Source organism: Salinicola tamaricis (assembly GCF_003006155.1).
Taxonomy (GTDB): Bacteria; Pseudomonadota; Gammaproteobacteria; order Pseudomonadales; family Halomonadaceae; genus Salinicola; species Salinicola tamaricis.
This window is the reverse complement of record NZ_CP023559.1, coordinates 1,422,451-1,434,634: the sequence shown is the minus strand read 5'-3', so window position 1 is coordinate 1,434,634 and position 12,184 is coordinate 1,422,451. Positions and strand designations below refer to the sequence as shown.

General features: G+C 69.3%; 8 protein-coding genes, 1 other RNA gene and 5 pseudogenes. 7 read left to right on the top strand and 7 right to left on the bottom strand.

All coding sequences use genetic code 11. The features are described from left to right. Window positions 1-12 precede the first annotated feature (12 nt). Window positions 13-198, bottom strand: a non-coding RNA gene (gene ssrS, locus CN538_RS06700) — 6S RNA. A gap of 74 nt (window positions 199-272) precedes the next feature. After that, complete coding sequence (locus tag CN538_RS06695; protein ID WP_106418933.1) at window positions 273-590, bottom strand: cell division protein ZapA; 318 nt, start codon at window positions 588-590, stop codon at window positions 273-275. A 188-nt stretch (window positions 591-778) separates the two neighbouring features. Here CN538_RS06695 and CN538_RS06690 point away from each other — a divergent pair, with 188 nt between their 5' ends. The 4 genes and pseudogenes from CN538_RS06690 to CN538_RS06675 all read left to right on the top strand — a co-directional run bounded on the left by CN538_RS06690 (window position 779) and on the right by CN538_RS06675 (window position 5,385). Next, window positions 779-1,399 (top strand): UPF0149 family protein, encoded by a 621-nt coding sequence (locus CN538_RS06690; protein WP_106418932.1) that lies wholly within the window; start codon window positions 779-781, stop codon window positions 1,397-1,399. Window positions 1,400-1,573: 174 nt separating this feature from the next. Continuing rightward, window positions 1,574-2,841: pseudogene (gene pepP / locus CN538_RS06685) on the top strand (Xaa-Pro aminopeptidase). Between the two features lie 46 nt (window positions 2,842-2,887). Continuing rightward, window positions 2,888-4,115 (top strand): annotated as a pseudogene (gene ubiH, locus CN538_RS06680) (2-octaprenyl-6-methoxyphenyl hydroxylase). 25 nt (window positions 4,116-4,140) lie between these two features. Continuing rightward, window positions 4,141-5,385 (top strand): UbiH/UbiF/VisC/COQ6 family ubiquinone biosynthesis hydroxylase, encoded by a 1,245-nt coding sequence (locus tag CN538_RS06675; RefSeq protein ID WP_106418931.1) that lies wholly within the window; start codon window positions 4,141-4,143, stop codon window positions 5,383-5,385. Window positions 5,386-5,459: 74 nt separating this feature from the next. Here the strand turns inward: CN538_RS06675 and CN538_RS06670 are convergent, their stop codons facing one another. From CN538_RS06670 to CN538_RS25025, 4 genes are all read right to left on the bottom strand, one after another. Beyond that, a complete protein-coding gene (locus CN538_RS06670; protein ID WP_106418930.1) occupies window positions 5,460-6,806 on the bottom strand; it encodes a S41 family peptidase in 1,347 nt (448 codons plus the stop codon). A 240-nt stretch (window positions 6,807-7,046) separates the two neighbouring features. Next, window positions 7,047-7,709: a murein hydrolase activator EnvC family protein gene (locus CN538_RS22215; protein ID WP_242495614.1), complete on the bottom strand. Its 663-nt coding sequence runs from the start codon at window positions 7,707-7,709 to the stop codon at window positions 7,047-7,049. A gap of 530 nt (window positions 7,710-8,239) precedes the next feature. Further along, window positions 8,240-9,529 (bottom strand): 2,3-bisphosphoglycerate-independent phosphoglycerate mutase, encoded by a 1,290-nt coding sequence (gene gpmI / locus CN538_RS06660; protein ID WP_340638321.1) that lies wholly within the window; start codon window positions 9,527-9,529, stop codon window positions 8,240-8,242. Window positions 9,530-9,671: 142 nt separating this feature from the next. Next, window positions 9,672-9,815 carry a hypothetical protein gene (locus CN538_RS25025; protein WP_340638281.1) on the bottom strand — a complete coding sequence of 48 codons (144 nt, stop codon included), beginning with the start codon at window positions 9,813-9,815 and terminating at the stop codon, window positions 9,672-9,674. A 334-nt stretch (window positions 9,816-10,149) separates the two neighbouring features. Here CN538_RS25025 and CN538_RS06655 point away from each other — a divergent pair. The 3 genes and pseudogenes from CN538_RS06655 to CN538_RS06645 all read left to right on the top strand — a co-directional run bounded on the left by CN538_RS06655 (window position 10,150) and on the right by CN538_RS06645 (window position 11,857). Beyond that, window positions 10,150-10,570, top strand: a pseudogene (locus CN538_RS06655) (rhodanese-like domain-containing protein). Window positions 10,571-10,640: 70 nt separating this feature from the next. Further along, a complete protein-coding gene (gene secB / locus CN538_RS06650) occupies window positions 10,641-11,123 on the top strand; it encodes a protein-export chaperone SecB (protein ID WP_106418929.1) in 483 nt (160 codons plus the stop codon). Window positions 11,124-11,136: 13 nt separating this feature from the next. After that, window positions 11,137-11,857: pseudogene (locus tag CN538_RS06645) on the top strand (16S rRNA (uracil(1498)-N(3))-methyltransferase). A 108-nt stretch (window positions 11,858-11,965) separates the two neighbouring features. Here CN538_RS06645 and CN538_RS20880 read toward each other — a convergent pair. Next, a pseudogene (locus CN538_RS20880) lies at window positions 11,966-12,163 on the bottom strand (methyl-accepting chemotaxis protein); the annotation flags it as partial. Window positions 12,164-12,184: the final 21 nt, after the last annotated feature.

Below are 12,184 nucleotides of genomic sequence, written 5' to 3'. Positions count from 1 at the left end.
CGAAGACAAGCAGAGTTCCCCAGAGTGCCGCTGTCGTTCTGGCCCTTGAACCCATTGGTTCAAGGTGGGTGGCCGCAGGCAGGCCGTTAGGCTTTCCGTCGCGCGGACATGCACACGGGCCTGCCTAGCTATTGGCCCCCTGGGTACTGCGCATAGGCTCGAGGGACTTGTAACGACTGGCGCACACCCCAGGGAACGACACTATCGTAGCAGAGGGGGCGGCGTTGCCCAATCGCAATCGACTCCGGTGGGGCGAAGACCGGGCTGCCGGCTCAGCGGGAGGCCTGCGGGGTGTCGTTGCCGATACCGCTCAGGGCACGCTCCAGGCGCTCGCCTAGTTCGCTCAAGCTCTGTTCGCCGGCGCGGTTGGCATCCAAGGCGCTGAGCAGCTCGTGGGTGATGTTGAGCGCCGCCATGATCGCGATCTTCTCCGCGCCGAGCACCTTGCCGCGGGAGTGGATGCCGTGCATGGCGCGGTCGAGATAGCGCGCGGCGCGCTTCAACTGTTCCTGCTCTTCCGGCGGGCAGGCGATCACGTAGGGTTTGCCCAAGAGGGTCACTTCGGTGGTCGGGCGAGACGTGTCGCTCATGGTTCGCTCCGGGGTGGGCCTTGAAGACCGATCGGGTAAAATGGGGGGATTCGCACGTCAGCGGCTATGCTGATGGCCGCCGGCACCGCTGGCGCCGCGATTGACCAGCCACTATAGAGAGCCGCCCACACCCGGTCAACGCGCTGCCGGCGCGGGCCACAGGGCGGCGCGCCACCACGGATGCCGACATGTCGATCATCAACGAGCAACTCGATTTCTCCACCGTCGCCAATGTCTTTCTGGCCCACGGCAGTCTGCAGTCGCCGGCCTTCTTCGACGGGCGACTGTGCGCCGAGCTGGCGCTCGAAGACCTCAGCGCCGAGCGCTGGCTGGAGGAGGTGAGCCTGGCGCTCAACGTCGAGCAGCCGGAGAGCCGCGAAGATGCCGACGTGCTGCTGGGCTGGCGCCGCCAGACCCTGGACGCGCTGGCGGCATCGGAGCTCAACTTCGAGCCGCTGCTGCCGGACGAGCTGTTCTCGCTGGGCGAGCGTGCCCAGGGGCTCAAGGAGTGGGTGCAGGGCTTCACCGAAGTGGTCAACGAAGTTGATGGCGAGACCTACGAACGCTGGTCGAGCCCGCTGCGCGAGGCGCTCGAGGATCTCGGCCAACTGGCGGCGATCGAGGTCGAGATCGACGACGACCCGGAGAACGAGAACGACCTGTTCGCGCTCACCGAGCACGCCCGGATGGCGGCGATGCTGCTGTATACCGAGCAGCACCCCGGCCAGCCCCAGGTCGAGCAGAGCGACCAGGACCCTTCGACTGACGCGGACGCCAGCGGCAGCGACGACACGCCGACACTGCACTGAGACGCCCGCACGATCGCTATCCCACGCGACCGCCACCCTGCACGATCGTCACTCACATGGAGAGAGCATGCCGACAGCCGCGAGTTCGACACAAGATGCCGTGACGACAGAGAACCTGCGCCCCGGGCCCGCCCCGATCACCAGGAGGAGTACGCCGCCCGGCGTGAGCGCCTGATGGCCGAGCTGCCGCAGGACGCAGCGGTGCTGCTGCCCGGCGCCGTGCTCAAGGCCCGCAACCACGACAGCGACTACGCTTTCCGCCAGCACAGCGACTTCCACTATCTGTGCGGCTTCCCCGAGCCGGACGCGCTGCTGGTGCTGCTGCCCGGCCGCGAAGCCGGCGAGGCGCTGCTGTTCTGCCAGGAGAAGGATCCCGAGAAGGAGGCCTGGACCGGCATCCGTATCGGCCCCGAGGGCGCGGTGCGCGACTACGGCATGGATCAGGCCTTCGACAATGCCAGTCGCGGCGATCTGGCCGACCTGCTGGAAGGGCGGCGCACGCTCTACCTGCCGCTGGCGGATAGCCACGCCATGACGCTGGCCGATGGCATCCGCGCCCGGCTGCAGGCGCGCGCGCGACGCGGCGGCGCGGCCCCGGGCGGCTTCGTCGATGTCAGCGCGCTGATCCACGAGCTGCGCCTGACCAAGAGCGAGAGCGAGCTGGCGCTGATGCGCCATGCCGCCGAGATCAGCGCCCAGGCCCACTGCCGCGCCATGCGTGAAAGCCGCCCAGGGCGCTTCGAGTATCAGTTGCAGGCGGCGATCGAGCACGAATTCGCCTGGCACGGCGCCCGCGCCCCCGCCTACGGCACCATCGTCGGCGGTGGCATCAACGCCTGTGTGCTGCACTATGTCGAGAACGCCGCTCGGCTCGCCGACGGCGATCTGGTACTGATCGATGCCGGTGCCGAGTTCGATCTCTACGCTGGTGACATCACCCGCACCTTTCCGGTCAACGGCCGCTTCAGCGAGGCCCAGCGTGCCCTCTACGACGTCGTTCTGGCGGCGGAAGAGCGCGCCGTGGCCGCGGTCGCACCGGGCACTACGCTGGAAGCAATCCACGACGGCGTGGTACGCGATCTCACCGCCGGGTGCTGGCGCTGGGCCTGCTCGAAGGCGAGCTCGAAGCGTGCATCGAGTCCAAGGCCTACCGGCGCTTCTATCTCCACTCCACCTCGCACTGGCTGGGGCTGGATGTGCACGATGTCGGCAGCTACCGGGTCGACGGCGAGCCGCGCGCGCTCGAACCGGGCATGGTGCTGACCATCGAGCCGGGGCTCTATATCCCCGACGCCGAGGATATCCCCGCGGCCTATCGCGGTATCGGCATTCGTATCGAGGATGACGTGGTGGTGACCGCTGGTGGTGGAGAGGTGCTGACCGCCGGCGTGCCCAAGGCGGCCGACGAGATCGAAGCGCTGATGGCGGCGGCCCGGACGTGACGAAGAGGCCGGGCAGCACCGGCCCGTACTGAGGAGACGAGTGCCCATGAGTGAAGCGACACAACCGGCGCAGGTCGACGTGGCGATCATCGGCGGCGGTCTGGTCGGCGCCAGCCTGGCCTGCGCGCTGGGCGAGCTGGCCCGCGAGGCGGGGCTGCGCATCGCGATCGTCGAGGCCCAGCCGCTGCCCGCCACGGACGGCGCCGTTGCAGCCCAGCTTCGACGTGCGGGCCAGCGCTATCGCCTACGGCTCGCGGCGCCATTTCGAGCGCCTGGCGCTGTGGTCTGCCGCCGAGGGCGAGGGCATGGCGGCGCAGGCCACGCCGATCCGCCATATCCATATCAGCGAGCGCGGCCAGTTGGGGGTGACCCGACTGCACGCCGAGGACGTCGGCAGCGAGGCGCTGGGCTATGTGATCCCCAATGCCTGGATGGGCCGGGTGTTGCACCGCCGGCTCGCCGAGCTGCCACTCGACTGGCACTGTCCGGCCCGGGTCGAGGCGCTCGACGCCACCCCCGAAGGCTATCGGCTGACCCTGGATGACGGCCAGAGGCTGGAGGCCGGGCTGACCGTGCTCGCCGACGGTGGCCGCTCCGGCCTCAAGGAGCGCCTGGGGATCGAGAGCGCGCACCACGCCTACGATCAGAGCGCGCTGATCGCCACGGTCGAGACCAGCCGGGCGCACCAGGGCTGGGCCTTCGAGCGCTTCAGCGCCGAAGGGCCGATCGCCCTGCTGCCGCTCTCGGGGCGGCGCATGACGCTGGTGTGGACCTTCGAGCAGGGCGCCGAGCAGGCCGCGCTGGCGCTCTCCGACGATGCCTTTCTGAGCCGGCTGCAGCACGCCTTCGGTGATCGCGCCGGGCGCTTTCAGCGGGTCGGCCAGCGTCACGCCTATCCGCTGTCGCTGGTCACCGCGCGCGAGACGATTCGCCCCGGCCTGGCGGTGCTCGGCAACGCCGCCCATGCGCTGCACCCGGTGGCGGGGCAGGGCTTCAACCTCGCCCTGCGTGGGGTGATGGACCTGGCCGCCGAGATCCAGCGTGCCCGGGCCGAGGGGCGCGCGCCGGGGGATGCCAGCGTGTTGGCGGCGTTCGAGGCGCGGCGCAGCGCCGACTATCGCCAGATCGTGCGCTTCAGCGACGGCTTGATCCGGCTGTTCGGCCTGAACTACCCGCTGATGGGGCAGGCACGCGGGCTGGGGTTGGGTGGGCTCAACGCCGTCGCGCCGCTCAAGCGGATGGTGGCGAGACGGGCCATGGGGCTCGAGAGATGACGACGAGCAAGACGGGAGATCCGACATGACACAGCCAACCAGCGACGTGCTGATCGTCGGCGGCGGGATGGTCGGCGCCACGCTGGCGCTGCTGCTGGGCGAGGCCGGCTGGCGGGTCGCGCTGTTCGATGCCGCGCCGCCCGCCGTACGGGCGACGCCGCCGGGCGAGGGCGCACCGGCCCTGCGGGTGAGCGCGTTGACCGCCGCCTCGCAGCGGCTGTTGGTGTCGCTCGGCGTCTGGCCCTGGGTCGCCGCCCGGCGCGTCGCGCCCTATCGCCGCATGCAGGTGTGGGACGGTGAGGGCGGCGGCGAGATCGGCTTCGATGCCGATGACGTCGGCGTCGAGGCGCTGGGGCACATCGTCGAGAACGATCTACTGGTCGCCGGGCTCGAGGCGCGGCTCGAGGCCCTGCCCCAGGTCACCTGCCTGCGCGGTGTGCGCCTGACCGGCTACACCCGCGAGGCGGGGCAGGCGGTGGTCACCCTGGACAGCGGCGAGCAGTGGCGCGCGCCGCTGGTGGTGGGCGCCGATGGAGCCCACTCGCCGCTGCGTACCCTGGCCGGTATCGCGCTCTCCGCCCGCGATACCGGCCAGGCGGCAGTGGTCACCAGCGTACGCTGCGAGCATGGCCATGCGGGCACTGCGCGTCAGGTCTTCCTGCCCAGCGGCCCGCTGGCGTTTCTGCCGCTGGCGATCGATGGCGCAGCGCACCACTGTTCGATCGTGTGGTCGACCACGCCGGCGGAGGCCCGCCGGCTCACCGCGCTGGGCGAGCAGGAGAGCGGGCGCGCGGCGCTGGCCGGAGAGCTCGAACGGGCCATCGACGGGCGCCTGGGGCGGCTCGAAGTGATCGATGCGGCACCCCACTTTCCCATCGTGCAGCGCCACGCCAGCGACTATGTCGCCGAGGGCCTGGCGCTGATCGGCGATGCCGCCCACACCCTGCATCCGCTGGCCGGGCAGGGGGTCAATCTGGGGCTGATGGACGCCGCGGTACTGGCCGAGGAGTGGATTCGCGCCCGCCAGCGCGGGGCCGAGCCCGGCGACCCGCGCATTCTGGCCCGCTATGCGCGGCGCCGGCGCGGCGAGAACGCGGCGATGCTCGCCGCCATGCAGGGTTTCCAGCGGCTCTTCGGCAGCCGTCAGCCGGCGCTGCGGCTGGCGCGCAACTGGGGGCTCTCCGGGGTCGACCGGCTGCCGCTGCTCAAGCGCCTGCTGATCCGCCAGGCCCTGGGCGAGTATGGCGACGTGCCACAGCGGTGTCGTTAGTGTGTGTCATCAGGCGGCTGCCCATGGGCAGCCGTCTTGCTAGATAACCCGTCCTGGGAGCGCCGGCGTGCCGCTCAGGGGGTCACAGGCGCGGCGGCAGGCGCAGCGCCCGGGCGTTTGACCACGTTGAGCGCCTTGAGCAGGTTGAGCGCTTCGCTCAACTGATAGTCGTTGGCGGCGATGGGCGTCTCCGGGGCGTTGCGCTGCGCGCTGGGGCTGGCGTTCTGCAGGTGGCCGCGCAGGTCGGATTCGCGCAGCTGGAAGCCGGGGGTGTCGTCGACCTCCAGCCGGCCGCGCACCACACGCACGTCCGGGGTGATGCCCTCGGCCTGGATCGAGCGCCCGCTGGGGGTGTAGTAGCGCGCCGTGGTCAGCTTGAGGCCGTCGCCGTTGCCCAGCGGCAGCACCTGCTGCACAGAGCCCTTGCCGAAGCTCTGGGTGCCCATCAAGACCGCCCGCTGCTGATCCTGCAGCGCACCGGCGACGATCTCCGCCGCCGAGGCGCTGCCACCGTTGATCAGCACCACCAGCGGCACGTCCGGGGCCTGGGTGGCGGGGTGGGCGGTGAAGCGCATGTCGTCGTCGACCAGGCGGCCCTTGGTGTAGACGATCAGCCCGCTGGAGAGGAACTGATCGGCGACTTCGGTGGCGCTGGAGAGGACGCCGCCGGGGTTGTTGCGTAGATCCAGCACCAGCCCCTTGAGCGGCCCCTTGGCGGTGAGCGCTGCGAGCGCCTGACGCGTCTGGTCGCCGGTACGGCTCTGGAACTGACTGATGCGCAGATAGCCGTAGCCGGGCTCGAGTTCGCGCTGGGTGACGCTCTCCGACTGGATCGACTCGCGCTGCAGGTCGAAGGTGCGCGGCGTCTGCTCGCTGTCGCGCAGGATGGTCAGTTCGATGTGGCTGCCGGGCTCGCCGCGCATCAGGTCGACCGCCTCCTGCAGCGTCAGGTTCTCGGTGGGCGTGCCATCGATGGCGACGATACGGTCGCCGGGCTGGATACCTGCCTTGGCCGCCGGGGTGTCGTCGATCGGCGAGATCACCGTGAGCTGGTCGTCGCGCAGCCCGACCTCGATGCCGACGCCGCTGAACTCGCCTTCGGTGGTTTCACGCAGCGCCTCGAAGGCATCGGCATCCAGATACTCCGAGTGTGGGTCGAGCTGGCTGAGCATGCCGCGCATGGCGTTGCGCAGCAGGGTCTTGTCGTCGACCTCCTCGACGTAGGCGCGCTTGATGCGTTCGAAGACCTCGGCGAAGGTCTGCACGTCCTTGACTGGCAGGTCGTCGTCGGCGGGCTGGCGTGTCGCGGCCGGTTCGGCGGCCAGCGCCGCACCGGGGATGGCCAGGGCCAGGCTCAGGGCACAGGCGGCGGGGGCGAGCCACCGGCGACGAGCCAGGGCATTCGGGCGGGTGGGTGTCATGCGGTCTCCGCGACTCGGGCTGGATGAGGGGCCGCTGGCGCCGACGGGGGCTGCCACCCGGCGCTACGTCAATACGACTGGCCGGATGATGGAACGGCGTTTGATAACCCCAGCATAGCCTCTCCCGGGGCGGATGTTAACGCGGCGTAAGAGCCCATTTCGAAACCCTCTGACGATGGGCGCCGGGGGAAAGTGAGGGTCCTTTGCCAGGGATGGCAAAGGTAGCGCCCAGAGAGGGGCTCAGCGCTTGGCCATCCAGCGGTTGGGGTTGATCGGCTCGCCGTTCTGACGCACCTCGAAGTAGAGCGCGGGGCGGGTCTGACCGCCGGTGTCGCCTACTGCACCCACGGTCTGGCCGTTGGCCACCTGCTGGCCGGGGTTGACCGTGAATTGCTGCAGATGCGCGTAGAGGGTGAGCACGCCATCGCCGTGGTCGAGGATCAGCAGGTTGCCGAAGCCACGCATCCAGTTGGCGAACACCACGCGCCCGGCATGCACCGCCTTGACCGCGCTGCCGGCGGCGGCACCGATCAGCACGCCGTTGCGATCGACCCCATCACCGTCGCCATAGTTCGAGAGCACGCGCCCCTGCACCGGCCATGGCAGGTCGCCACGGGTCTTGCGGATGGCGGTCGAGGGCGGCGGCTGTTTGAGTTTGGCCAGTTCCTGCTGCATGCGATCGAGCAGCCGCTCGACGTGGGCGCGGTCCTGGTTGAGATCCAGCCGCGACTGCTCGCTGGCATAGCGCGAGTCGAGCTTGGCGACCAACGTCTGGCGCTGGCGCAGGCTGCTGGCCAGGCGTTCACGCTGCTGGTCGAGATCGCGCTGCACCTGATCGAGCCGCTGGCGGCGCTGGTCGATCGCGGCCAGATTCTGGTCGAGCTGACGGTTGAGATCGCGCAACTTCTCAAGGCGTGCCTGGCGCGCCTGCGAGATCGCATTGAGATAGTGCTGCAGCCGATCGACTTCGGCGGGATCGTCCTGGTTGAGCAGCAGCTTGAGCTGCGGCGTGGTGCCGAGCCGATAGAGGCATCGAACTGCTGCGCCAGGGCCTGGCGCTGGCGGTGGCGCTCGGCGTCCAGGGTCTGGCGCTGGGCGGTGAGCGTGGCGACCTGTTCGTCGAGGTCGCCACGCTCGTCCTGGAGCGTGTCCATGCGCTTGTGGATCGCGCCGATCGCGGTCTCCACTGTCTCGAGCTGGCTCTGGGCGTCGCCGCGCGCCGCCTGGGTCTGCTTGAGCTTGCCCTGCAGCGCCTCGATATCGGTGGCCAGGCTATCGAGGCGCGCACGCGCCTCCTGCGGGTTGGCCTGACCCCACGCCGGACCGGCCAGCAGCAGGCTGCCGGCCAGCACGATCACCCCCAGACGCAGACCCCCGCGCGTCACGAGCGCCGGGGTCCTGCGGTGTCACGTTGCACTGCCGCCATGCCCGCGTCAGGCCCCCTTGATCAGCACGTTGCCGGTCATCTCCTCGGGAACCGGCTGGTGCAGCAGGTGCAGGAGCGTCGGCGCGAGGTCGCACAGGCGGCCATCCGTCTGCAGTGTGGCCGCGTCGCTCTGGCCCTCCCGATGCACGTAGACCAGCGGCACCATGAAGGTGGTGTGGGCCGTGTGCGGGTTGCCGGTCTTGGGGTCGGTCATCAGCTCGGCGTTGCCGTGGTCGGCGGTGACCAGGCACTCGCCGCCGGCCTTCTGGATCGCCTCGACCACCCTGCCAAGACAGACGTCGACCGCTTCCACTGCCTTGGTGGCGGCGTCGAGATCGCCGGTGTGGCCGACCATGTCGCCGTTGGCGTAGTTGCAGATGATCAGGTCGTACTTGCCGCTTTCGATGGCGCCGACCAGAGTGTCGGTCAGTTCAAAGGCGCTCATCTCCGGCTTCTCGTCGTAGGTTCTGACGTCCTTGGGCGAGGGGATCAGCTCGCGATCCTCGCCGTCGAACGGCTCCTCGCGGCCGCCGGAAAAGAAGAAGGTGACATGGGCGTACTTCTCGGTCTCGGCGATGCGCAGCTGCTTGAGCCCGTGGCTGGCGGCGACTTCGCCCAGGGTGTTGACCAGATCCTTGGGCGGGAAGGCAACCGGCGTGTCGATGTCGTCGGCGTACTGGGTCAGCATCACCAGCCCCTCACCCGCCAGCGTCAGCCGCTCGCCGCGGTCGAAGCCGTCGAAATCCGGGTTAACGAAGGCGCGGGTCAGCTCGCGCGCGCGATCGGCACGGAAGTTGAGGAACAGCGCGGCGTCACCCTCGGCAATGGCGAGCTTGTCACCGTTCGGGCGTACCGCGGTGGCGCTGACGAACTCGTCGGTCTCGCCGCGGTCGTAGGCCGCTTCCAGCCCCGCCTCGGCGCTCTCGGCGACCTGCTCGGCCTCGCCGAAGGCCACCAGGCGGTAGGCTTGTTCGACCCGGTCCCAGCGGTTGTCGCGGTCCATGGCGTAGTAGCGGCCCACCAGCGAGGCGACGAAGCCGTTGTCGCCGCCGACCAGCTCGGCCAGCTTGGCGTTGGCACGCTCGATCGAGGCGCCGGCGCTCTTGGGCGCAGTGTCGCGGCCATCGGTGAAGGCGTGCAGGTAGATGCGCTTGGCGCCGCGGGCGGCGGCCAGTTCGGCCACCGCCAGCAGGTGATCTTCGTGGCTATGCACGCCACCCGGCGAGAGTAGCCCCATCAGATGCACCGCGCGGTCATTGGCGACGGCGTCGTCGATCGGCGTGGTCAGCGCCGCGATCTCACCCAGCTCGCCATCCTCGATCGCCTTGGTGATCCGGGTGAAGTCCTGGTACGATGCGTCCGGCGCCGATGTTTGTGGCCGACCTCGGAGTTGCCCATCTGCCCCTCGGGCAGACCGACATAGGGGCCATCGGTGTGGATCAGGTATTGGGGTAGTCGCGCTTGAGCCGATCCATCACCGGCGTACTCGGCCCTGGCGACCGCATTGGCGGCGCTATCGTCGTTCTGCCGTAGCCGTCGAGAATCAGGAGCGCCACGGGGCGCGGCGTGGAAGTCTCTGCCATGACAAGCCTCGGTAAGATCGATGAACGGAAAACACACAGGATGACGATACGCAGGGCGGCGCGGCGGGCACGCCCCAGCCTCGCAGCTAGCGTACCCACGGGAGATAGCGCACCCGCAGCATCGGCTCGACCGGCGTGCGCCTCGTCTCGGCTGCCGCCTCGTGTATAATGGCCGGCGCCCGAAACGGGCCGTGAGTTTCAGCCAGCGTGGTGCTTTTGCCTGGTTCAGGTGCCGCGCCAGCGCTTGGCCACGCGCGCCAGGAGCCGCGCCGCCGCGTCTTGCGGCCCGGCGCTTCCCGGCCCAGCATTCCCGCTTGAGAGTGTCGGCAGACCCATGATCGAGCAGTTGTTCGAATTCGTTGAAAATCATCCGCTGCTGGTCAGCGCCTTCCTGGTCGTGCTGCTCGCGTGGCTGGCGTTCGAGGCCAAGCGGGGCAGCGCTTCCGGCGTCTCCACCAGCGAAGCGACCACGCTGATCAACCGCGAAGATGCGTCGTCATCGATATCCGCGACAGCGCCGAGTTCAAGGCCGGCCATATCGCCGGCGCCAAGAACGTGCCCCAGGCCCGCCTCAAGGAGCGCCTGGGCCAGTTGGAGAAGCACAAGGACCAGCCCGTGGTGGTGGTCTGCAACATGGCCAGAGCTCGGCGGCCGCCGTCACCGAGCTGAGCCAGGCGGGCTTCTCGCGGGTCTACAAGCTCAAGGGCGGCATGGCCCAGTGGCAGGCCGACAGCCTGCCGGTGGTCAAGCGCTGAGCCGATCCGATACGCGCCCGTCCGCGGGCTACACGCCAACCGCTCCGATCTCATCCAAAGGAAACGCACCATGGCGGAAGACAACAATCAGCAGGGCACGCAGGAACAGCAGCTCCAGTTCTCCCTGCAGCGCATCTACGTGAAGGACATCTCGTTCGAGGCCCCCAACTCCCCGCGCGTGTGTCCAGCAGCCGTTCAAGCCCAAGGTCGGTCTCGATCTGGACACCACCAGCGAGTCGGTCGGCCAGGACCTCTACGAAGTCGTGGTCAAGGTGACGCCCAGGTCTCCAACAACGAAGACGATGCCACCGCCTTTCTGGTCGAGGTCGAGCAGGCCGGCCTGTTCCGTATCGCGGGCCTCGACGGCGCGCAGCTCGACCACACCCTGGGCGCCTTCTGCCCCAACGTGCTCTTCCCCTATGCGCGGGAGTGCATCGATAGCCTGGTCGGGCGCGGCAGCTTCCCGCCGCTGATGCTGGCGCCGGTCAACTTCGAGGCGATGTACGCTCAGAAGCAGCAGCGCGCCGCCCAGGCCAGAGACACCACGCAGTAAGCGCGCCATGGCCATGCCGCGTATTCATGTCGCCGCCGACTTCCGGGTCGGCGGCGACGTCGTTCTGCCCCGAGGGTGCCGCGCGCCACGTGGCGCTGGTGCTGCGCCTGGGCGAGGGCGCGCCGCTCAAGCTCTTCGATGGTGCCGGGCTCGAAGCCCAAGCCCGCCTGATCGAGGCCGGGCGCAAGCGGGTGGTCGCGCGCGTCGAGTCGCTCGACTCCGGGCGCTGCGAGTCACCGCTGACGGTGCATCTGGGGCAGGCGATCTCCAAGGGCGACCGCATGGATTATGCGATCCAGAAAGCGGTGGAGCTGGGCGTGGCGGCGATCACCCCGCTCTACGTCGAGCGCGGCGACGTACGTTTGAAGGGAGAGCGTGAGGCCAAGAAGCTCGCCCACTGGCAGGGCGTGGCGGTCAGCGCCTGCGAGCAGTGCGGGCGCGCGAGCGTGCCACGGGTGCACCCGCCGCAGACGCTGGACGCCTGGCTCGCCGCGCGTGACGAGCGCCTGCGTCTAGTGCTTCACCCCGCCACCGACGACAGCTGGCGCCAGGCAGAGGCGGTCGACAGCGCCGCGCTGCTGATCGGCCCCGAAGGCGGCCTCACCGACGTCGAGGTCGCCGCCGCGCAGCACGCGGGCTTCCAGCCGCTCACCCTCGGCCCGCGTATCCTGCGCACGGAAACCGCCCCGGTAGTGGCACTGACGCTGCTGCAGCATTACTTCGGCGATCTCTAGGCCGGTCGGGCGTGGGTGAGTGCGGCAGCGGACGATGCTGCGTTGCCATCCTCGGTCGTGGCACGATTGACCAACTCGCGTGCCTTCCGCGTGGCGTCGTGGATCTCGTTGGGCCAACTTGCGCACTTCGCTGGCGACCACCGCGAACCCGCGCCCACTCTCTCCCGCCCGGGCGGCTTCGATGGTCGCATTGAGCGATAGGATATTGGTCTGATCGGCGATGCGTTGAATGGTCGAGACGATATCGTCGACGCTGCCGATGGTCCGCTCCAGCCGGGTCTGCTGCGCCTGCTGTGCTTCCTGCATGAGTGCCTGCTCGTGCTGGGC

Coding starts and splice junctions, on each gene's coding strand:
- CN538_RS06695 (WP_106418933.1), bottom strand. CDS start 590: ATGAGCGACACGTCTCGCCCGACCACCGAAGTGACCCTCTTGGGCAAA.
- CN538_RS06690 (WP_106418932.1), top strand. CDS start 779: ATGTCGATCATCAACGAGCAACTCGATTTCTCCACCGTCGCCAATGTC.
- CN538_RS06675 (WP_106418931.1), top strand. CDS start 4,141: ATGACACAGCCAACCAGCGACGTGCTGATCGTCGGCGGCGGGATGGTC.
- CN538_RS06670 (WP_106418930.1), bottom strand. CDS start 6,806: ATGACACCCACCCGCCCGAATGCCCTGGCTCGTCGCCGGTGGCTCGCC.
- CN538_RS25025 (WP_340638281.1), bottom strand. CDS start 9,815: ATGGCAGAGACTTCCACGCCGCGCCCCGTGGCGCTCCTGATTCTCGAC.
- secB (WP_106418929.1), top strand. CDS start 10,641: ATGGCGGAAGACAACAATCAGCAGGGCACGCAGGAACAGCAGCTCCAG.